The sequence below is a fragment of the Dongia sp. genome (assembly GCF_041910485.1).
Classification (GTDB): Bacteria; Pseudomonadota; Alphaproteobacteria; order Dongiales; family Dongiaceae; genus Dongia.
On sequence record NZ_JAYRQR010000009.1, the window covers coordinates 1 to 19,911 of the forward strand.

Annotated in this window: 19 protein-coding genes; 12 read left to right on the top strand and 7 right to left on the bottom strand. The window is 63.1% G+C overall.

Annotation, left to right across the window (positions count from 1 at the left end; translation table 11 throughout):
- The 9 genes from ACE3PP_RS02230 to ACE3PP_RS02270 all read left to right on the top strand — a co-directional run.
- A partial coding sequence (locus ACE3PP_RS02230; RefSeq protein ID WP_374377546.1) for an OmpA family protein occupies positions 1–804 on the top strand: 804 nt, incomplete at its 5' end.
- 60 nt (positions 805–864) lie between these two features.
- Entirely contained in the window at positions 865–2,184 is a 1,320-nt protein-coding gene (locus ACE3PP_RS02235) for a homoserine dehydrogenase (protein ID WP_374377547.1), read from the top strand.
- Between the two features lie 13 nt (positions 2,185–2,197).
- Complete coding sequence (glpX, locus tag ACE3PP_RS02240) at positions 2,198–3,157, top strand: class II fructose-bisphosphatase (protein WP_374377548.1); 960 nt, start codon at positions 2,198–2,200, stop codon at positions 3,155–3,157.
- Between the two features lie 25 nt (positions 3,158–3,182).
- Complete coding sequence (recJ, locus tag ACE3PP_RS02245) at positions 3,183–4,964, top strand: single-stranded-DNA-specific exonuclease RecJ (RefSeq protein WP_374377549.1); 1,782 nt, start codon at positions 3,183–3,185, stop codon at positions 4,962–4,964.
- Between the two features lie 99 nt (positions 4,965–5,063).
- On the top strand, positions 5,064–6,938 hold the full coding sequence (locus ACE3PP_RS02250) for a hypothetical protein (RefSeq protein WP_374377550.1): 1,875 nt from the start codon (positions 5,064–5,066) through the stop codon (positions 6,936–6,938).
- Positions 6,928–7,854, top strand: coding sequence for a hypothetical protein (locus ACE3PP_RS02255; RefSeq protein ID WP_374377551.1), 927 nt, complete (start codon positions 6,928–6,930; stop codon positions 7,852–7,854). Before ACE3PP_RS02250 ends, ACE3PP_RS02255 begins: the two co-directional genes overlap by 11 nt.
- Before the next feature lie 241 nt (positions 7,855–8,095).
- On the top strand, positions 8,096–9,052 hold the full coding sequence (locus ACE3PP_RS02260; RefSeq protein ID WP_374377552.1) for a hypothetical protein: 957 nt from the start codon (positions 8,096–8,098) through the stop codon (positions 9,050–9,052).
- 13 nt (positions 9,053–9,065) lie between these two features.
- Positions 9,066–10,064 (top strand): hypothetical protein, encoded by a 999-nt coding sequence (locus ACE3PP_RS02265; protein WP_374377553.1) that lies wholly within the window; start codon positions 9,066–9,068, stop codon positions 10,062–10,064.
- 219 nt (positions 10,065–10,283) lie between these two features.
- On the top strand, positions 10,284–11,162 hold the full coding sequence (locus ACE3PP_RS02270) for a hypothetical protein (RefSeq protein WP_374377554.1): 879 nt from the start codon (positions 10,284–10,286) through the stop codon (positions 11,160–11,162).
- A gap of 21 nt (positions 11,163–11,183) precedes the next feature.
- On the opposite strand, the gene ACE3PP_RS02275 is transcribed toward ACE3PP_RS02270, so the two are convergent.
- The 6 genes from ACE3PP_RS02275 to ACE3PP_RS02300 form a co-directional block, all read right to left on the bottom strand.
- The gene (locus ACE3PP_RS02275; protein WP_374377555.1) at positions 11,184–11,762 is read right to left on the bottom strand and encodes a DUF2062 domain-containing protein; all 579 of its coding nucleotides are present in this window, start codon (positions 11,760–11,762) and stop codon (positions 11,184–11,186) included.
- The gene (locus tag ACE3PP_RS02280; RefSeq protein WP_374377556.1) at positions 11,759–13,168 is read right to left on the bottom strand and encodes a glutamine synthetase family protein; all 1,410 of its coding nucleotides are present in this window, start codon (positions 13,166–13,168) and stop codon (positions 11,759–11,761) included. Before ACE3PP_RS02280 ends, ACE3PP_RS02275 begins: the two co-directional genes overlap by 4 nt.
- A 73-nt stretch (positions 13,169–13,241) precedes the next feature.
- Positions 13,242–13,760, bottom strand: a complete 519-nt coding sequence (locus ACE3PP_RS02285; protein WP_374377557.1) for a DUF2062 domain-containing protein — start codon at positions 13,758–13,760, stop codon at positions 13,242–13,244.
- 118 nt (positions 13,761–13,878) lie between these two features.
- A complete protein-coding gene (locus tag ACE3PP_RS02290; protein ID WP_374377558.1) occupies positions 13,879–14,436 on the bottom strand; it encodes a DUF2062 domain-containing protein in 558 nt (185 codons plus the stop codon).
- A gap of 73 nt (positions 14,437–14,509) precedes the next feature.
- Complete coding sequence (locus ACE3PP_RS02295; RefSeq protein ID WP_374377559.1) at positions 14,510–15,172, bottom strand: GntR family transcriptional regulator; 663 nt, start codon at positions 15,170–15,172, stop codon at positions 14,510–14,512.
- 171 nt (positions 15,173–15,343) lie between these two features.
- Positions 15,344–15,832, bottom strand: a complete 489-nt coding sequence (locus tag ACE3PP_RS02300) for a hypothetical protein (RefSeq protein WP_374377560.1) — start codon at positions 15,830–15,832, stop codon at positions 15,344–15,346.
- A gap of 185 nt (positions 15,833–16,017) precedes the next feature.
- On the opposite strand from ACE3PP_RS02300, the gene ACE3PP_RS02305 reads away from it, so the two are divergent.
- From ACE3PP_RS02305 to ACE3PP_RS02315, 3 genes are read left to right on the top strand one after another with little or no spacing between them, the layout of a single operon-like run.
- On the top strand, positions 16,018–16,719 hold the full coding sequence (locus tag ACE3PP_RS02305) for a hypothetical protein (protein ID WP_374377561.1): 702 nt from the start codon (positions 16,018–16,020) through the stop codon (positions 16,717–16,719).
- 12 nt (positions 16,720–16,731) lie between these two features.
- Positions 16,732–17,388 (top strand): response regulator transcription factor, encoded by a 657-nt coding sequence (locus ACE3PP_RS02310; protein ID WP_374377562.1) that lies wholly within the window; start codon positions 16,732–16,734, stop codon positions 17,386–17,388.
- Positions 17,385–18,737, top strand: coding sequence for a sensor histidine kinase (locus ACE3PP_RS02315; RefSeq protein ID WP_374377563.1), 1,353 nt, complete (start codon positions 17,385–17,387; stop codon positions 18,735–18,737). The genes ACE3PP_RS02310 and ACE3PP_RS02315 overlap by 4 nt, the downstream gene beginning before the upstream one ends.
- Positions 18,738–18,740: 3 nt before the next feature.
- Here the strand turns inward: ACE3PP_RS02315 and ACE3PP_RS02320 are convergent, their stop codons facing one another.
- A complete protein-coding gene (locus tag ACE3PP_RS02320) occupies positions 18,741–19,889 on the bottom strand; it encodes a PLP-dependent aspartate aminotransferase family protein (protein WP_374377564.1) in 1,149 nt (382 codons plus the stop codon).
- Positions 19,890–19,911: the final 22 nt, after the last annotated feature.

Sequence of the window (19,911 nt, forward strand, 5' to 3'; positions counted from 1 at the left end):
ATGCCCGCGCCGCAGGCGCCGGCCGTCAGCCAGCAGCCGCTTGCCGCGGCGCCGGTCGGCCAATATCCGGCCCCGCAGATGACGCAGATGGGCACCGTTACCCAGGGCTATATCGGCAGCCCGCAGCCCGGCTCGAAGCCCTTGGGCGGCGGCCAGGCCGCAACCGGCTATCTGGTCCAGCCGGGCACCGTGCCGCAGGCGAGTGCCCCCACGGTCGTCGCCACGCCGGTCATGGTGGATTATTCGTCGGTCGCGGCCGGCGGCACCTATGGCTATGCGAGCTACAACCCCTATCAGCGCAACAACCCGGCCCAGGCCTATTACCGTTCGCCTTACGGTGTCACGCAGCCGGTTGCCTATGGCGGCGCCGCTCTCGGCCAGCCGGTCTATGCAGCGCCGGGCTACCAATCCTACGCGCCGGCCGCCGTGCCGCCGCTGCCCGCCGCCGGCCAGCCGGTCGGTGTCGTCTATTTCAACAACGGGTCGGCGAAGCTCGGCCGCGACGACCAGCGCGTCGTAAAGCAGATCGCCGAGATGCACCGCTATTACGGCGGCGTCATCCGCATCGTCGGCCATGCCAGCCAGCGCACGGCCAACATGAACCCCTATGCGCAGGACCAGGCCAATTACGCTGTCTCGATGAAGCGTGCCAATGCGATCGCCCGGGCGCTCACCCGCCGCGGCGTGCCGGCCGGCCTCATCCAGGTGGCCGCCGCCGGTTCCACTGCGCCTGTTGCTGTGGAGACCATGCCGGCCGGTGAGGCGAACAACCGCCGCGTCGAGATCTTCCTTTCCGCCTACTGAGTTCTGAAAAGTCGATCATGATCAATCTTGCGGGCTCGGCGCTGCCGAGAGGGCGGCGTCATGGCCGCTGATCGAAAATCCTCCGGCGGCGCGCCGCTGCGCGTCGGGATTGCCGGCCTCGGTACCGTCGGTGCCGGCGTCATCGACGTGCTGCAGCAGAACGCCGATATCATCGCCAAGCATTGCCCGCGCAGCATCGTTGTGACTGCCGTCTCGGCGCGTGACCGGTCGAAGGATCGCGGGCTCGACTTGAAAGGCATCGACTGGGTCGAAGATGCGGCGAAGCTCGCCGAACATCCGAATGTCGATGTCGTGGTCGAGGTGATCGGCGGATCCGAAGGCAAGGCCAAGGATCTGGTCGAAAAGGCCATCGCCCACAAGAAGCATGTCGTGACCGCCAACAAGGCGCTCCTCGCCCATCACGGCACGGCGCTGGCGCTCGCCGCCGAGAAGGCCGGCGTGGGCTTGGCTTACGAGGCGGCGGTCGCGGGCGGCATCCCCGTCATCAAGGCGATGCGCGAGGGCCTCGCCGCCAACCGCATCACCCAGGTCTACGGCATCCTCAACGGCACCTGTAACTATATCCTGACGCAGATGCGCGAGACGGGGCGCGAGTTCGCCGACGTCCTCGCCGAGGCGCAGAAGCTGGGCTATGCCGAAGCGGATCCGAGCTTCGACGTCGACGGCATCGATGCCGCGCACAAGCTCTCGATCCTGACCTCGGTCGCCTTCGGCGTGGCAGTCAATTTCGACGGCGTCCGCATCTCCGGCATCCGCAACGTCTCGGCGGCCGACATCGCCTATGCCGACGAGCTCGGCTTCCGCATCAAATTGCTGGGGCTCGGCCGCCAGACGCAGCACGGCATCGAGCAGCGCGTCCATGCCTGCATGGTGCCGGCGGCGAGCACGATCGCCAAGGTTGACGGCGTCTATAACGCGGTCGTCACCAGCGGCAATTTCGTCGGCGAGAACATCGCCATCGGCCGTGGCGCCGGGCGCGGTCCCACCGCATCGGCCATCGTCGCCGATCTCATGGACATTGCGCGCGGCTTCATTCTGCCCGCTTTCTCAGCCCCGGCGGAAAGTCTGGAACCGGCGGCCCAGGCGCCTGTTGGGCTTCGTGCCGGATCCTACTATCTGCGGTTGATGGTCATCGACAAGCCGGGCGTCATCGCCGATATCGCCGGCGTCATGCGCGACGAGAACGTCTCGCTGGAATCCATGATCCAGCGCGGCCGGTCGCCGAACGACCCGGTGCCGCTGGTGTTCACGACCCACGAAACCACCGAGGCCGCCGTCGGCCGCGTGGTGAAACGGCTTTCCGACATCAAATCGGTGCTGGAACCGGCGCATGTGCTGCCGATCGAGACACTGAGCTAAGGAGTTTATCGTTATGGATCGCAATCTGGCCCTCGAGGCTGTCCGCGTCACCGAAGCAGCGGCCTTGGCCGCCTCGCGCCTGATGGGCCGTGGCGATGAAAAGGCCGCCGACCAGGCCGCCGTCGACGCCATGCGCCGCGCGCTCAACGACCTGCCCATCGACGGCACGGTCGTGATCGGCGAAGGCGAGCGCGACGAGGCGCCGATGCTCTATATCGGCGAGAAGGTCGGTTCTGGCGGCCCGAAGATCGACATCGCACTCGATCCACTGGAAGGCACCACCATCACCGCGAAGGGCGGCACCAATGCGCTGGCGGTCATCGCGATGGCCGAGGCCGGCGGTTTCCTCAACGCGCCCGACACCTATATGGACAAGATCAGCGTCGGCCCGGGCCTGCCCGACGGCATCGTCGATCTCGACGCCAGCCCGGCTGAGAATCTGAAGGCGATCGCTGCGGCCAAGAAGATGGAAATCAGCGACATCGTCGCCTGCATCCTCGACCGCCCGCGCCATGCCGACCTCATCGCCAAGGTGCGCGCCACGGGTGCGCGCATCATGCTGATCTCCGACGGCGACGTGGCGGGCGTCATTGCGACCGCCAAGCCCGGCACCGGCGTCGACATCTATATGGGCCAGGGCGGTGCGCCCGAAGGCGTGCTCGCCGCCGCGGCCTTGCGCTGCATCGGCGGCCAGATGCAGGGCCGGCTGGTCTTCCGCAACGACGATGAGAAGAACCGCGCCCGCAAGGTCGGCATCACCGACTTCAACCGCAAATACAATCTGCTCGACCTCGCCAAGGGCGACGTGATGTTCGCGGCGACTGGTGTCACCGACGGCCCGATGCTGACCGGTGTCCGCCGTTCGGCCACCAGCGCCAGCACCCATTCGATGGTGATGCGCTCGAAGACCGGCACGGTCCGCCTCGTCGAGGCCCAGCACAATTGGACCATCAAGAAGCCGCAAGGCATCTGATGCGCCAAGCCGCGCGTGCCCGTTCATGAGTGAGAGCGGCGCCTTCCTGGGCGTCGCGCGCTCTGCCTGCGGGCGGCTCTGGCGGCAGCGCCCTTACGACGACCGCCTCAGCCTCGCCATCGCCCAGCGCGAAGGCGTTCCCGAACTCATCGGCCAACTCCTCGCCGCACGGGGCCAGTCGCTGGAAACAGCGGCCGCCTATCTGGCGCCGCGCCTTCGCGACCAGATGCCGGATCCTTCCATCTTCAAGGACATGGACAAGGCCGCCGCCCGCATCGCCGATGCGGTCATGGGGGGCGAGCAGATGGCGATCTTCGGCGATTACGATGTCGACGGCGCCACCTCCTCGGCGCTCCTCATGCGCTTCTTTGCCAGCGTCGGGGCCAAGGCGCCGATCCTCTATGTGCCGGACCGCCTTGCGGAAGGGTACGGCCCCAACGCGCCGGCGATGCAGAAATTGGCGCAGGCCGGCGCCAAGCTGGTGATCACGGTCGATTGCGGCATCACCGCCTTCGATCCGCTCACCGCCGCGCAGGAAGCGGGACTTGAGGTGGTGGTGGTTGATCACCATGTGGCCGAGCCGCGCTTGCCGCCCGCCCATGCCGTCGTCAACCCGAACCGGCTCGACGAAGCGCCGGGCTTTGGGCAGCTCGCCGCCGTCGGCGTTGCCTTCCTGGTGGTCGTCGCCACCAACCGTGCGCTGCGCGCGCGCGGGTTCTACAGTCCTACGCGGCCCGAACCCGACCTCATGCAATGGCTCGACATCGTGGCGCTGGGGACGGTCGCGGACGTGGTGCCCTTGACCGGCATCAACCGCGCGCTGGTGGCGCAAGGGTTGAAGGTGATGTCCGGGCGCCTCAATACCGGCCTTGCGGCCTTGAGCGATGTCGCCCGCATCAACGAACGGCCCAGCGCCTATCATGCGGGCTTCCTGCTGGGCCCGCGCGTCAATGCCGGCGGCCGGGTCGGGCGCTCTGACCTCGGTGCCAGACTCCTCGCCAGCGACGATGCGGATTTCGCGCGCACGATTGCCGCCGAACTCGACGCGCTCAACACCGAGCGCCGCGATATCGAGACGCGCGTGCTCGACGCCGCGATCCTGGCGGCGGAAGCCCACGCCGCCGACAGCCCCTATCTCATCTTCGCCTGCGGCCACGATTGGCACCCCGGCGTCATCGGCATCGTGGCGGGGCGCCTCAAGGAACGCTATCAGCGCCCGGCCTGCGTCATCGCCATCGAGAACGGCATCGGCAAGGGCTCCGGCCGCTCGGTGGGGTCGCTTCATCTGGGCAACGCCATCATCGCCGCGCGCGAGGCCGGCATCATCGCGAAAGGCGGCGGCCATGCGATGGCGGCCGGGTTCGAGGTGGCGGAGGAGCGCCTCTCCGACCTCCAGGCCTTTCTCCACGCCCGCTTCGTCGATCACATGAACGGCGAGGCGCTTCTTCCCGTCCTCGACCTCGACGCCGCCCTGCAGCCCCGCGCCGCCACAACCGACCTCATAAACCTGCTGGAACGGATGGGACCCTTCGGTTCAGGCAATGCCGAGCCGCGCTTCGCCTTCCCCAATGTGCGCCTCGCCTTCGCCGATGTGGTGGGCGGCGCCCATCTCAGGCTGCAATTGGAAGGGGCGGATGGGGCAAGGCTCAAGGCGATCGCCTTCCGCTGCCTCGACACCGATCTCGGCGCCAGATTGACCACCGCCCGAGGCCTCCGCCTCCACGTCGCCGGCCACCTCCGCCGCGACACCTGGCAGGGCCGCGACAACGTCCAGCTCATCGTCGAGGACGCGGCTCTAGCCAGCTAGCGACCCAGGAAAGAAATTTAAAAGATCAAAATAAGAACATATTGACACTTTGTGCCTGCGTATGTTACGTTAAAGACGTAAAATACGCAGGAGAGCGAAATGGCGCAGGAAAATCGCAACCGGCTGATGGGCCAGCCGGTACCGGCTCACAAATCGGTTTTGGGATCCTGGCAGGGGGAAACCTTCCAATTCACATCCCCCGACCACGAGCGAGCATGGCAGCAACAGGCCTATCGCCAATCCGTCCATCCCGATCGCTGGCAGGGGCAAGCCCCGGTCGATGCGCCGACGCAGTCGCTCTTGGACGACATGCCGCATCTGGGCGGTGGCCAGTTCTTCCGTGCGCCCGATGGCAAGCATCGCCGCATCACGATGGAGCAGCGTGAAGATGTCGACGTCGCCAAGCTGCGCCGCACTGCCTTTAACGAGTATGCGCAATCCGGAGTCACGTGGCACGAGCTCGCCAAGTATCCGGACGACAAATCGCATCCGGGAGAAGATGAAGCGCTCGCCCTCATGGACACCAAGCGCGTGATTGCCAAGCAGGCGGCAACCGCCGACGCGGCGGTCGACGATATCGGCGTGCCGCGCAAAGACCCGTCCGACCTTACCCACGTGGCGGGCGATCTCGACCTTGATCTCAATAAAGGTGCCTGGGACTTGGGGCGCGCCAATGCCGCGCCGACGCCGATACAAGTTGCAACGACGGACAAGGCGATTGTGGGCCTGCCGAAGGAAGTGGAAAAAGCACAGCCGTTCCTCTCGCCGCCCGCAACAACGCCGCGCCAGCGCCGCGAATTCAACGAGGGGCTGATTGGCGCTGCTGCCAATGACAACAAGCGCACTGTGGCAAATGACAATGGGGACTCCGCTGCATCAAGCGCCGCGCGGCAACAGAAAGCGCAGCCTGCGGAGCGATCTCCCGGAAAGGCAACCGGTGCCGGCAGCGAGGCAGCAACCGAGGCCGAGGAATGGGCGACCGCCAACCGACTCTTCAACTGGTCCCGTCTCGGCAAAGCGCCGCCGGCCCCAGCCGAATATGCCCTCAATGTTGTGAGCGATGCGGGCCGCTTCACCTATCTTGAGGAGATGAAGGACGAGTGGTCGCGCCTGTTGGAGAAGGACCCGGAGAAGGTCTTCCAATCGATGACGGGCGAGGCAGAAAAGCTCTCAAACGCGGCAATGCAGGATTTTGTCACCGGCTACCATCGCCAACCCAATCCTGCCGAGAAGGCCGAGATCGAAGACGCAGTGGCGAAGATGGTCTTTGCCCCGGCGGAGCGCTGGACCAAGGCTGGCGACAAGCCCAACGAAAAGGTAGCAGAACCGAAAGCGTTTCTTGGCATCGTTGAGCCTGAGCGCATCTCTGGGCAAGATGCGGCTGATGTCTTGAGCGAGGCTTCACAAGCGATATCTCAGCTTGAGATCGAAAAGTTTGGTGGGCGCCTTGGTAGCGAAGAAACACGCGATATGGCCGAATTGATGACCCAGAAACTTGCGGCGGCGATTAAAGCTTGCGGAGGTGAAATCATAGACACCTATTTTGGCCGCAAGGAGCGGCTGATACGCCGGGACCCAAATAGCCTTAAGGGGGCCAACTGGACCGATATCGGGGCGGACTTCAAGTACAATGGCAAGCAGATCGGAGCGTATGGCAATCATGCGGGAACCTGGGCGAATGGGCGCACGCTGCTGGCGAATGAGGCGAGGCAAATTTATAGTCTTGCTCACAATCTTGCTCATGCCATAGGGCGAGGTGAGCTTGGTATTTCAGTTGCTGGGTTTGGATATTTTTCCAAGCGCAAACCCAATCAATCCATGGAAGACTATCTAAAGAAGATGGACGAGTTCATATCCGATATGATCGATTGTGGGCGTCCATTCTTGGTAAGAGCGAACTTTAAGAAGTTCGAAGCGCCTTTTCCGGAAACGGCAAATGAGGATACGGGAGCGGGAACAACCGATGGGCAATGACGAGAAGCGAAAATTCGTTAATACGCTGTTGGCGTGGGATCGAACCAGCGCTCGGAATCTCGACAACATTTCGAGCCAGCTCAAGGGTGAAGTGAAGGCGCGCGTGCACAGCACGGCCAGCCAGGCCAGAATTTGCTTTGAGGATGTTGAGGTCTTTTCCGATCTTCTAAAATCCGAGTTCCCGGGACTTGTATACTTTTTTGCAAACTACAAGACCGACATACCAACACCAGAAAAATTCGCTGTTGAAGTTCCGCTCAATCTCTTCGGCAGTTTGGTCGAAGCAATAGAAGCCGCTATCAACGTCGAAAAGACACGGCCATCATTCAACGGCCCAAATTTCGCTCGTCCAAATATCATTGCACGTTGGCCGTGGCCGGAAGAGCAGGCGTCTGGAGATCCAGAGGAGCTGATCGGGCGTCGAGAGTTCCCGGATCAGACCTTCGATGTTGCGATCCAGTATCGCGCTCTTGGGCGCTGGTTCATGCTACGTTACAAGACGAATGGTTATCTTTTCCCGTGCAAGTCTGTATCGCCACACGATCAATGGCGCTTGGATAAGATACCGCTCTCCGATTGTACTTATTGGCCGTTCCAGCTGCTTGACGCCGACCTCAGCGAATTCTTCACGCTCTATGATGCCAATGACCCGGAGACGACTGCTTTCGCAAAGCGTGCTCACGCCCTCTGGCGCCGGACCTATACGTCGAAGATCGCTCACTATGACCCGACCAGTGGGGAAGTCGTGCACCCCGAGAACTGGGACGGAAAGTTCCCCTGGAAGATCGGGAAGCAAGCTCTAGCTGGTGCGTTGGCAAACCCGAAGCGTTATGCAGGTTTTGCGCTGCGAACATCGCCCGAGGGCGGAAAATTGCTGCTTGGTCCTGTTCCTAAGAAAGTGAAACCAATTCGCTAACAAGGCACAATTTCTTTCCTCGGATTGGATGGGGTTACCAATCGCAAGAAGCTTTGCCTGCAACCGATCGAAACACCCGCAGGTGAAACTTTGATATTCGATCGTCACCTAGGGCATGAATTTGATGTCTTGCAGCGGCTTGCTGCTGCCATCGTCGAGTTCGTGGAAGGAGCCGATGCAATCGGCATCATCAGAGGACAGTCCCGACAGCAAAAGAGATAAGACCGGCCAGAGGCGGGCAATGGACGACGAGAAGCGGCGATGGCTGGCAAGCGTACTGCAAAGCCGATCTGGTGGTGCCCAAGCGATAGCCAGAACGGCCGAGTTGCTGAAGGATGAGCCGGTTGCGCGCGTTCGCCGTACGCGCGGTCAGGCTATTCTGTGCATGGATGATGTGGAGGTGTTCTCGCGCCTGCTGTATGCCGAGTTTCCAGAGGCCGTGTACTTCTTCCTGAACTTCAAGACGGGGCGGCATCGGCCACCAAAATACCCGGACTCGCAGCCGATCATTCTCTACCCCTCTCTTCGCGAAGCCGTCGACGCCGCAATCAAAGCGCCAAGTCCGCGTCCGGAAGTCGTTTGCCGGTGGCCGTGGCCAGAAGAGCTGGCGTCTGGCGACCCGGCACGTCTTATAGGAGGGCGGGACTTCCCGGACGATGTATTTGATCTGGCCGTGCAATATCGAGATCTCGGGCGTTGGTTCAGTCTGCAATACGCAAGCGACGGCTATGTCGATCCGCGAACGCATCTCGATGGAAGTGGTAAGCCGTATATTCTGAGCCGCGCCTCATTGCACCCGGAGGCTTATCCACCCTTCGATCTGCTGATCCCGGGCAAGGATGCGCTCTCTGTGTTCAGTGAATTCTTCTCGCTCTACGATCTGAATGATCCGGAGACGACAGCTTTCGTCAAGCGCGCGCATGCCCTTTGGCGCCGGTTGTCGACCAAAGCGGTCGCCATCTATGATGCTTCAACCGGTGAGGTCGTCGAAGCCGAAGCGCAGATTGGAGACAATGGGCTTATCGGCAAATGCGCTCTGGCCAATGTGCTGGATAGCCCGCCGCGCTATCCGGTGTGGGCACTGCGGCCGCCGCAGAAAGGCGCCGCTTTGATGATCGGACCCAAGCCAAGAAACCGAGCCGGTCCGGCCTTGGAAAAGCGCATAGCGGGCAAACGGTTGGGGAGCGTGGTTGATTGAGGCGGGAGGGTAAATGTTCTCGAAGCAGGACAGCCGGGAAACCCGTCGCGCCTTTATCAGGCAGGTCCTGGCAAGGTTGGATAAGCATCCTGCCCAGTTGTATTGGGCAATTGACTCACTGAAGGCGGAGCCCAAAGCCAAGCATCGGCGCCTGCGTAGCTCCGCCAAGATCTGCATCGAAGATGTCGAGGTATACTCGAATCTCTTGAAGCAGGAATTCCCTGAACTCATCTATTTCTTTGCCAACTACAAGACCGGCACGCCGACGCCGTCGAAGTTCTCAGACGCTCACCCCATCATTCTCTACGGCGATCTTCTGCAAGCGGTCAAAGCGGCGTTGGACGTTGAACGCGACAGGCCGCCCTTCAATGGCCCAAACTTCAACCGGCCAAACATCTATTGCCGCTGGCCGTGGCCGGATGAGATTCAGTCGGCTGATCCAGAACGCCTCATTGGCGGACGAGATGAGGCCAGCGATGTCTTTCGGCTCGCCTTGCAATATCGCGACGACGGCAGATGGTTCACTTTCCATTACAAAAGCGACGGGTATGTGGACCCGCGGCAACCGAATCTTCGGTATGCCCTGTCTGCATCGGAGCGAGGCAAACTCCCTGCCGACCGTTATCCCGAAATGGCCGTATTGAGTGGCGCGGAGACCGAGTTCTTTGCGTGCTATGACCTCAATGATTCCGAAACGACGGCTTTCGCCAAGCGCGCGCACGCGCTGTGGCGGCGTATCGCGACCAAAGACGTGGCCGTCTATGATCCGGTCGAGCGGGAGATTGTCGACCTGGAGAATTGGCGCGGCAAGCATTGGCGGCAAGTCGGGAAAAAGGCTTTAGAGGGCGCTCTAGCAACGCCGGCCCGCTACGTGGATTTTGCGCTGACGCCGATGGATGGCCGGAGTGATGGTCCGGCTCTCATGATTGGCCCGAAATCGAAGAAGCCGGACCCGGCGAGACGACACGTCGCTGCGCCCCCGCCGTCAATGTGGAAGAAGATTCTGGGGTGAGATTGCGCGCAGAACAGCCGCTATGTTGCCGGGCATCGCCATCACGTGCGGATTCCACAAGATGGCATGCCGGATGCCACATAAATGATACTTCGTCGTCGCTCCTTATGCGTGTGTTCGGAAACAAGGCAATTCAGCGCTTTGCGCCCGCTGTTGGGAAAGAAATGGCATGGTGCTTGCTTCATCAGATGAGATGAAGCGCTGACAATGGTGGAATCCATGCACTTTGGCACGATCGGCCAATTCCAGATGATCTCCGGGCGCGGGCAAATCGCGCCGCAATCGGAAGTGGCAGCACCGGATGCTGGTGAATCAGTAGCATTTCATGCGACGGATGGCTCGGCTGCCAGAACGTCGACCACCCTTGCTGCCGACCCGGATCCCATCAACACGGCAGCTCTTGCCGCGGCAAAGTTGGCCGTTGCCGAGCAGAAGGCCTGGATCGAAGACAATTTCCGCCGCACCAGCGGCGATCTTCTGGCGGCGCTGCCGGAAAGCGACCGGGCCCAGCTGCAGGCTCTGGTGGATGATGGAAAATTGACCTGGGACGATATCAACGCCGGCTTGGATGCCAGGATCAAGCAGGCGACGGACGGCTTGCTGACCGAACAGGCGAGCGCGCTCAATAAGATGCCGGCGAGCTGGCAGGCTTCGCAGGATGCGTGGAGCGCCTATCAGAGCTGGAATGCCGCCGCGCGCGACGGCAAGGCCGCCATCTATGCGCGTTATGGCGAGAAGTTCGCCGAAGTGATGGCCAACGATCCGGGTCCGACCGAAGGCACCGATACCGACCCGAAGGCACTGGCCAAACTCCTGGCGCGCGAAGGTGTGCTCGATCGATACCGGCAAGCGATGGACCAGGATATCGCTGCCCTTGAGCAGCGCTTGGGCGCGCAGCCATCGCGGCCCACCGCTTTGCCGGTCGGCTTCAATCCTTTTGAAATGGCGAAATTCGAAGCACGCCTCACGCCAACGGAAACAGTCGCTGCAGCAAAGCTCGATGCTGCCGGTTTCACTGGTTCGGCAGCCTTGGGCGATGCTCTTTCCCGGCTTGCCGGGGAGATTGCCGAAAACATCGCCAAGACGCTGGATCGCTGAGGGCGCGGTTGCTCTCGCCACTCAATGCTTGCGTGCCCGCCGTGCAGCCTTCTCGCGCCGGTACCGTTCGATGAACTTCATGCTGCCCCAATAGCCCAGCCCCCCCACGAGGGCGGCCCAGGGGATGGAGCCCACCAGCATGGTGAGGCCGAGATCTTCGAGCATGACTTTCGCCATGAGTTCGAGATCTTGCAGCAGGGTACGGCCACCATCGTGGAGGTCGTGGGCGATGGCGATGAAATCGGCGTAGCCGGAGAGATGCCCCCAATGGCCGAACATCATCTGCCCCGTCACATAGAGCAGGTAATAGATGGGGAGCGCCGTGATCGGGTTCGAGGCCCAGGTCCAGGCCAGGGCGAGGATCAGGCTGAAATGGAATCGCTCGCTCCGCGCCGTCACAGCCCAGAGGGCACCGGCGATGATGGTGTGAAGACCGATCGTCGGCGTGAAGGCCAGGATAAGGCCCACTGCTGTGCCGCGCGCGGCGATTTGCGGCGGGTGGTGCGAGCGCAAGAGCGGCAGCAGCAGGCGATAGCGCAGCAGGCGGTAAAGCCCGCTGCGAGCCCGACTGCTATGGTGCCGATGTCTTTTGCCGCTCACAGATACCAATCATATTCGCGCGGCGAGACGACATCCTGGAACTTCTCCATCTCCGCGCGGCGCGCATCGACATAGAGGTCGAGGCATTCCTTCTCGATATATTGCGGCAGGATATTTGCCTTGCCCAAGCGATCCAGCGCCGCCTCGAACTTGAAGGGAATGCGCGGGTCGGCGGGGCGGGCGAAATCGCCGGTCTCGGCGGGGGCGCCGGGATCGAGCTCATTCTCGATACCGTGGGCGATGCCGGCCAGGATCGCCGCCATCGCAAGGTAGGGATTGGCATCGGCACCGGCAACGCGATGTTCGATGCGCCGCGCCTTGTTCCCGCCCGCCGGAATACGGAAGGCCACCGTGCGGTTGTTGTGGCCCCATTCCGGGCTCATCGGCACGTTGGCGCCGGGCACATAGCGGCGGCTGGCATTCGGGTTGGCGCCGAAGATCGCCATCGATTCCGCCATCGTCGCCTGCAGGCCGCCGATGGCGTGGCGCATCAACGCCTCGCCCTTGGCACCCGTCTCGCCGAAGAGGTTCTTGCCCGCCTTGTCGATGAGGCTCACATGCACATGCATGCCGCTGCCGGCCGCATGGAGGAAGGGCTTCGACATGAAGGTGGCGTTGTAGCCGAGCTCGCGCGCGGCGCCCTTGATGCAGCGCTTCAAGAGCACGGCATTGTCGCAGGCTGCGACCGCGTCCGCCTGATGTTTGAGATTGATCTCGAACTGGCCCGGCGAATATTCGGTGATGGCGGCCGAGGCCGGAATCCCTTGCGCCTCGGCATGGTGGGCGACACGGCGGATGAAGGTCGCATAGGCGTCGAGATCGTCCATACTGTAGGGCTGCTTCGAGGTTTCGACCATGCCGGTCTTCGGATTCTTCGGCGGCAGCGGTGTCCCCAGCGCGTCGCGCGCGGGATCGAGCAGATAGAATTCCAGCTCCACCGCGACCATCGGAATAACACCGAGCTTCTCAAGCCGCTTCAGCGTGCCGGTGAGGGCTGCGCGCGGGCAATATTTTGACGGGTTGCCGGCATTGCCCTCGCCCTTCAGGAAGGGGTCGTGCATCTGCAGGAGCACCTGCGCCGTCGGGTGATCGGCCCAGGGCACGGGAACGAGGCGCCCGGGAATCGGGTGGGCGGTGCCGTCGGGGTCGCCCATCGCCTCCGACCGTCCGCCGGGATCGAGATCGTCACCGGTCGGGTCGAGGAAGAGGAGGCAGCGCGGCATCTCGACGCCGGATTCCCAGATCTTGCGCGCCTCGCTCACCGGGAAACGCTTGCCGCGCAGGAAGCCGTTCATGTCATGGACGAAGACGTCGACCTCGGCGGTCTTGGGATAGCGTTTCAGGAAGGCGTCGAACTCATTGCCGCCGGCACTTTGGACGCTCTTCGTCGCGATACGCTTCGCCATGATGGTTAACACCCCAGATTGAAATCCGGGGCGACCCTAGCCATAGGCCCGTTCCGAATCAACCCGTGCCGACTCAAGCCGCGCCGGATTCGACCTTGCGGTGCCGCTTTTTCATCCGCTCGTCGCGGGCGTGGCGATAGGCGCGCACGAATTTGATCGTGTAGCGATAGCCGAGCGCGCTGATCAGGATCGCCCAGGGGAGCGAGCCCACCAGCATGGTGACGCCCCAGTCGAGAATCAGCACCCGTGCCAGCGCTTGCATTTGTTCGAGGAAGCTTTGCCCCTCGGTAAAAATGTCCCCCCACATCAGCCGGAAATGGGTGAAATCAGCAAGGCGGCTCCACTGGCCGAACATGATCTGGCCGGTCAGGTAGAAGACATAGTAGCAAGGAATGGCGGTGAAGGCGTTGGTGACCCAGGTCCAGGCGATGGCGAGGACGAGATTGAAGTCCCAGCGGAAGAAGCGCCGCGCCACCAGCCATGTGCCGATCGTCAGCGGCATCTGCACGCCGACCGATGGTGTGAAGGCCCAGAACAGGCCGACCAGGCTGCCGCGCGCCGCATGCTCCGGCGCGTGCCGGGCCCGCATCATCGGGATGAGGATCCGGTAGCGGGCGAGGCGCCGCCATCTCAGCCAAAGGCTGCGTGGCGTCGCGGGTGCGGTAGGATTGGTGGGGCGGGATCGTGGTTTAGCGGCGCTCATCGCCTGCCTATGTGGCCTTCGCGCGCTTCAGATGCAAGTTCCGCCGATGTCGCAGGATTTTGAACGTCGCCAGGTATCCAAGGGTGGCCGCGGCAAAGGCCCAGGGAAGCGCGCCCAGCCACAGGGTGAAGCCCCACTCGCCGAAAAACGACGCGGCCAGGCGGTAGAGGCGCTGCTGCCAGTCAAGATCGGCGGCGGCAAGGGGCGCCCACAGCGCCCGGAAATCGGCAAAGCCCAGGATACCGCCGGGATCGCCCAGCAGGATCTTGCCCGTCACGTAAAAGCCGAAATAGAGCGGCAGGGTGACCAGGGCGTTGGTGAGCCAGGTCCAGGCGAGGCCGATCACCAGCGTGAAATCGCAGCGCGCGATGTGCCGCAGCATCAACCAACTGGCAAAGACCAGCGGCATGCGCAGGCCGAAGGTTGGCGTGAAGGCCCAGAAGAGCCCAATGGCGGTGGCGCGGGCCACGAGGACCGGCTGATGCCGCCCGCGCAGCATCGGCACCAGCAGCCGAAGCCGCAGAGATCGCCCAACGCGTGCCCATTTGGTTGTGTCCCGTCGCATTGCCCCGATCTATGCGGGGCGATGATGACAGGGAAATGTCAGCGGCAACTTTTCGAAGGAAGCCGAGGCGGGCTCAGGATTCGCGTGCCTTCAGGCGGGCGACGAGATTGCGCGCGGTCACCTCGATATGCTCGGCCAGCAGCGCCCGCGCGCTGGCGACATCGCCTTGACGGCAGAATTCAAGGAGGGCGCGGTGCTCTCGTTCGCCCCGCTCGCGTCCCTTGGTCGACAGCGCGATCTCCAGCCGCAGATAGCGGTCGATATTGTCATGGACACGCTTCAGCAGCTTCAATGTCACCGGCCGGTCGGCGTGCTGATAAAGCTGTTCGTGGAAGCGCCAGTTGAGCTCGCCCCAGCGCTTGAGACCGGCCGGCGACATGCTCTGGTCGATGAGGCGCGACAAGGAAGCGAAATCGGCCTCGCCAAGACGGGGAATGGCCCGCGTCAGCAATCCGTCCTCAAGCGCCAGGCGCAGCTCGAACAGTTCCTCGACCTCGCCCGCCGACAAGGGAGCGACGATGGCACCCTTGTGCGCAACCAGTGTCACGAAGCCTTCGGCGGCGAGCTGCGACAATGCCTCGCGCAGGGGGATGCGGCTGACACCCAGCTCCTTGGCGACATGTTCCTGGCGAATGGGCTCGCCTGCCGGCAGGCGGCCATCGAGGATGCGCGCGCGCAAGACGTCGGCCACTTCCTCGGCCATCGTTCGCTTGCTGATGATTGCGTCGTCCGCCATCGGCTTTGCTTGATCCTTGCCCGCCCGTGCCACTGCAGAGTGCATATGGCGCTGTGAATATTGTATACAGATATCCGGGCCAAGCCAGCGCGTTTCCCACCTTTGCCGCCAAGAGAAAGGCCCGGCTTGTGCGAGCCGGGCCTTGCCTTCATCCGGTGCCCGAGAGATCGGTCAGTTGTCGCCGGTCCCTTGGTCAGCTGTGCCGTCGTCATTGCCGGTGGTGACGACCGGCGCGTTCGGATCTACCGATACGTCGCCAGTCCCTTGGTCGGGAGTACCGTCATCGTCGCCGCTAGTGCCGCTTTCACCGCTTTCGCCGCCACTGTCATCGCCCCCGCCATCGTCACTACCGCCTTCGCCTCCCGAATCGCCACCTTCACCGCTACCCCCGGAGCCGCCACTCCCGCTGTTGCCGCCGGAGCCGCCGCTGCCGCCTTCGCCGCCGCCGCCATCGCCACCACCACCACCACCACCTTCACCACCACCACCTTCTCCGCCTTCGGCGTGGGCGACCGCCGAGCTGAGTCCGTCGGAAAGGCTGTGTTCGAAGTTGATCGGCACCACGCTGATGGCGGCAGCAAGGGCCAGGGTTGCCGTGCCGCTCAGCAGCAAGCGCCGGCCGAATGTATCGCGCCCCTTCATCTCAAAGACTTTGCTCATGTTCTTTCCTCCTTCAACGATGTCGGGCCCCGCCCGTGAACGATGTCAGCCTAGCGAGGGGTAGCTGACGGGAGTCTGAGGCCCCCCTTAAGCCTGCTTTAAGGTAGGATGGGGCTTCTATTGGACTGCCCCTGCCGGGCGGTCCGGACCCGACCGAGAGATGCCGTTTGTTGCCGATTGACCAAATGCCGCCGGTTCCGAACCGCCGCTCGTTGACGACGATCGGCGGCTATCGGTTGTGGCGTGCCCGCACGGCCCTGGCGGCTCTCATGTGCCTTGCCGGCGGGGTCGCCGGGACAGGCACCCGGCTGGCCTGGGCGGGCGAATGTACGGGGACCGGCACATCCGTCGCCCCGGGTGGTGCTGCCGGCATGTCGGCCCTTTACGGCGAACTGGCCAGCAATGTCGGTGCCGAGCCGCTCTCAGTCGATATTGCCGCGCTGGCGATCTCGGGTTCCTGCACCTGGGTCTATGAGGTGAAGGTGCTCACGCCCACTGGCAGTGTCGCCATTCTCGATTTCGATCTCGTCAATCTCGATCTCAAGCGTGTGCGCGGCCCATCCGAAGACCCGGAAGTCTCGCGATTGATGGATCGTGTACGAGGCGACAACAGTGCCGGCGCCAAAGCGGGCAGCCCGGACAAAACGGCCGATGCGGATGGAAACGGCAGCGATGCAGGCGGCAGTTCCGGCGGATCGGGTGGGTCGGGAGGATCGGGTGGGGCGGGTGGAGCAGGCGGATCAAGCGGCAGCTCCGGCGGTGGCGAAGGTGGCAGTGGTGGCTCCGGCGGCGGTGAAGGTGGTGGCGAAGGTGGGAGTGGTGGCTCCGGCGGCGGTGGAAGTGGTGGGAGCGATGGCGGCGGCGGTGAAGGTGGTGGCGATGATTGATGGGGGCTTTGCATGCGCATCCTGATCGTCGAGGACGACAAGAACATCCAGCGCCTGCTGCGCGCATCGCTCGGAGATACCGGCTATGCGATCGATGTCGCTGATGACGGCGAGGACGGCTACCATCTGGGCAGCGGCGAAAGCTATGACGCGATCGTCCTCGATCTCGGTCTGCCCAAAATCGATGGCCTCTCGATACTCGAACGCTGGCGCAAGGAAGGTGTTGTGACACCGGTCCTCATCCTGACCGCGCGCGATTCCTGGACGGAGAAGGTGAAGGGGTTGCGTGCCGGTGCCGACGATTACGTCGCCAAGCCCTTTCAAATGGAGGAGGTGCTGGCCCGGATCGAGGCCTTGATCCGTCGCGCCAAGGGTGTTGCCAGTTCGGTTGTGACCATCGGGCCGCTGACGCTCGACGCGGCGCAGGGTATGGTCTTCAGGGACGGCAGCCCGATCACGATGACACCGCTCGAATACCGCCTTACGGCTTATCTGATGATGCGTCGAGGCGTTGTCATCTCGAAGACCGAGATCACCGAACATATCTACGATCAGAATTTCGATTGCGACAGCAATGTGGTCGAAGTGCTGATCAATCGCCTGCGTAAAAAGCTGGGCGCCGAGGCGATCGAAACCAGGCGCGGCCAGGGATATGTGTTGGCGCTATGAGATATCTTCTCGGCACGTTTTTTCCCCGATCGTTGAAGCTGCGCTTGATGGCGGCAGCGGCCGTCTGGGTTCTGCCGGTGCTGGCGCTGGCCGGCATTCTGCTCCTCTGGGCGTTCCGCACGCATCTTGAAAGCCAGCTCGACGACCAGCTTGCCGCCTATCAGCGTGAATTGCTGGCCGCGGCCAGTATCGATGCCGAAGGTGAACTGGTACTGGCGTATATCCCGGCCGATCCGCGCTTTTCCCAGGTCTTCAGCGGCTGGTACTGGCAGGCAGCCGTTGCCGGCAAGGTGGTGCGGCAGTCGACGTCGGCCGGCCCGGGCGGTACGGGTGGCCTGCAATTGCTTTCCGATACACAGGGCATTGTAGAGCTGAACGGTCCGGGGAGCCGCGAATTGCGCATTTATCGCCGCGACGTCAACTTGCCGGGTGCCAAAGGGGGCGTCTCCGTTCTTATTGCCGCTCCATGCGATGAGCTGGAGGCCGATATGGCCCAGTTCACCCGCCACACAATCGTTATCTTTACCACGCTGGGCCTCGTCTTCATGGTGGCGGTCTATTTGCAGGTCGGTTTCGGCCTGCATCCACTCACGACCTTGAGGCGGGAGATCGCCGCCATTCGCAATGGCCGGGCCGAACGCCTGACCGCTTCTGTCCCGGCCGAAGTGGCGCCGGTTGTCGACGAGGTCAATGCACTGATCGATCACAATCGTCAATTGATTGAGCGCGCGCGCAACGAGGCGGGCAATCTCGCCCACGCGCTCAAGAACCCGTTGTCGATCATCTCGCACGAGATCGCGTCGTTGGAACCTGAGCGGCGCGAGGTGTTGGAAGTTCAGCTGCAATCCGTGCGCGGTCAAGTCGAGCGCATTCTGCAACGCATTCGTGCCGCCGGCCCATCAGCCGCGGGTCATGCGCGCGTCGATGTCAGCGACCTGGTCGACGATCTCGGCTTTTCATTGCGCACCATCTATCGTGACCGGCAGATCGACCTCAGTTTCGAGATCGATGAAGGTGCGGCCTTCGCTGGTGACCGGGGTGATCTGGTCGAAATCCTCGGCAATCTCTGTGACAACGCCTGCAAATGGGCGAGAGCACGCGTCACGGTGCGCGCCGGCCGGCGCGACGGCCGCCTTGCGGTGGCGATCGAGGATGATGGGCCGGGAATCGCCCCCGAAGCGCGCGCCGCCGCGATGGCGCGCGGCCAGCGTCTCGACGAACGAATGCCGGGTTCCGGCCTTGGCCTCGATATCGTGCGTGAGATTGTCGCTCTCTATCGCGGCCGTCTCTCGCTGGGCGACAGTTCCTTGGGTGGTCTCAAAGTCGAACTGGACTTGCCGGCCGCTTGAAGTTTACGCGGCAGCACTGCCTATGGCCCGATTGAGATCGTCATAGAGGTCGCTCGCATCCTCAAGCCCGACCGAGAGCCGCAGGAGGTCGCCGGGTACCGGACTTCCCGCGCCCTCGACGCTGGCGCGATGTTCGATGAGGCTTTCCGTCCCGCCCAGCGACGTCGCGCGTTGCCACAATTCGACCTTTGCGGCGACGGACTTGGCCGTTTCCGTTCCGGACTTCATCCTGATCGACAGCATGGCCCCGAAGCCGCCCGTCATTTGCCGCTTGGCGATCGCATGCCCGGGAAAAGTGGAAAGTCCCGGATAGAGCACGCTGGCAATGGCTGGATGATCCGAAAGACGTTCGGCGAGGATCAGCGCCGTCGCGGCCTGCTGGCGCACGCGCGGGAAAAGTGTCCGCATGCCGCGCAGCAGCAACCATGCCTCGACCGACCCGATGATGGCGCCCAGCTGCCCGCGCACATTGCCGATACGTTGCCAATGGTCATCGTCGGTGCGCGTCACGAGCGCGCCGGCACAAAGATCGGAATGGCCGTTGAGATACTTGGTTGCCGAATGCATCACCAGATCGGCACCCAAGGTGAGTGGGCGGGTGAAGACAGGTGTCGCCACGGTGGAATCGACCGCGAGCCGCGCGCCCGCGTCATGGGCAAGCGTGGCGCAGGCGGCGATATCGCTGACGGTCCACATCGGATTTGCCGGCGTTTCGATCCACAGCAATTTGGTACGCCCCGGAACGAGTGCCGCCTTGACCGCCTCCAGATTTCCGGTATCGACCAGAGACACGTCGATCCCCCATTGGCGGGCATAGCCCATGAGCCAGCTGCGCAGGGACCAGTACATCACCTGTGGTGCGACAACATGATCGCCGGGGGACAGAGCCATGAAGACTGATGTCGCCGCCGCCATGCCGGAGGCGAAAAGGGCTGCTGCCGTTCCTTGCTCCAACTTTGCCAGCAATGCTTCGGCTTGGTCGAAAGCGGGATTCTCGTCGCGGATATAGGCGCGTTCGGCGCCGTAGGTCGGTGCACGCCGGAACGTGCTGGCCATATGGATCGGCGGTGTCACCGCATTCGTTGTCGCGTCCACCCAGCCAAGCGCCTGGGCGGTCAGCGTCTCGGGTCGCCAATCCTGCTGGTTCATCATCGCGTTCCTCCGCTGCAGCCGG

Bases quoted from the DNA above. Each gene is read 5' to 3' on its own strand.
- ACE3PP_RS02265 (WP_374377553.1), top strand. From the start codon at position 9,066: ATGTTCTCGAAGCAGGACAGCCGGGAAACCCGTCGCGCCTTTATCAGG.
- ACE3PP_RS02310 (WP_374377562.1), top strand. From the start codon at position 16,732: ATGCGCATCCTGATCGTCGAGGACGACAAGAACATCCAGCGCCTGCTG.
- ACE3PP_RS02255 (WP_374377551.1), top strand. From the start codon at position 6,928: ATGGGCAATGACGAGAAGCGAAAATTCGTTAATACGCTGTTGGCGTGG.
- ACE3PP_RS02320 (WP_374377564.1), bottom strand. From the start codon at position 19,889: ATGATGAACCAGCAGGATTGGCGACCCGAGACGCTGACCGCCCAGGCG.
- ACE3PP_RS02315 (WP_374377563.1), top strand. From the start codon at position 17,385: ATGAGATATCTTCTCGGCACGTTTTTTCCCCGATCGTTGAAGCTGCGC.
- ACE3PP_RS02280 (WP_374377556.1), bottom strand. From the start codon at position 13,168: ATGGCGAAGCGTATCGCGACGAAGAGCGTCCAAAGTGCCGGCGGCAAT.
- glpX (WP_374377548.1), top strand. From the start codon at position 2,198: ATGGATCGCAATCTGGCCCTCGAGGCTGTCCGCGTCACCGAAGCAGCG.
- ACE3PP_RS02235 (WP_374377547.1), top strand. From the start codon at position 865: ATGGCCGCTGATCGAAAATCCTCCGGCGGCGCGCCGCTGCGCGTCGGG.
- ACE3PP_RS02270 (WP_374377554.1), top strand. From the start codon at position 10,284: ATGCACTTTGGCACGATCGGCCAATTCCAGATGATCTCCGGGCGCGGG.
- ACE3PP_RS02290 (WP_374377558.1), bottom strand. From the start codon at position 14,436: ATGCGACGGGACACAACCAAATGGGCACGCGTTGGGCGATCTCTGCGG.
- recJ (WP_374377549.1), top strand. From the start codon at position 3,183: ATGAGTGAGAGCGGCGCCTTCCTGGGCGTCGCGCGCTCTGCCTGCGGG.
- ACE3PP_RS02260 (WP_374377552.1), top strand. From the start codon at position 8,096: ATGGACGACGAGAAGCGGCGATGGCTGGCAAGCGTACTGCAAAGCCGA.
- ACE3PP_RS02305 (WP_374377561.1), top strand. From the start codon at position 16,018: ATGCCGCCGGTTCCGAACCGCCGCTCGTTGACGACGATCGGCGGCTAT.
- ACE3PP_RS02250 (WP_374377550.1), top strand. From the start codon at position 5,064: ATGGCGCAGGAAAATCGCAACCGGCTGATGGGCCAGCCGGTACCGGCT.
- ACE3PP_RS02285 (WP_374377557.1), bottom strand. From the start codon at position 13,760: ATGATGCGGGCCCGGCACGCGCCGGAGCATGCGGCGCGCGGCAGCCTG.
- ACE3PP_RS02295 (WP_374377559.1), bottom strand. From the start codon at position 15,172: ATGGCGGACGACGCAATCATCAGCAAGCGAACGATGGCCGAGGAAGTG.
- ACE3PP_RS02300 (WP_374377560.1), bottom strand. From the start codon at position 15,832: ATGAGCAAAGTCTTTGAGATGAAGGGGCGCGATACATTCGGCCGGCGC.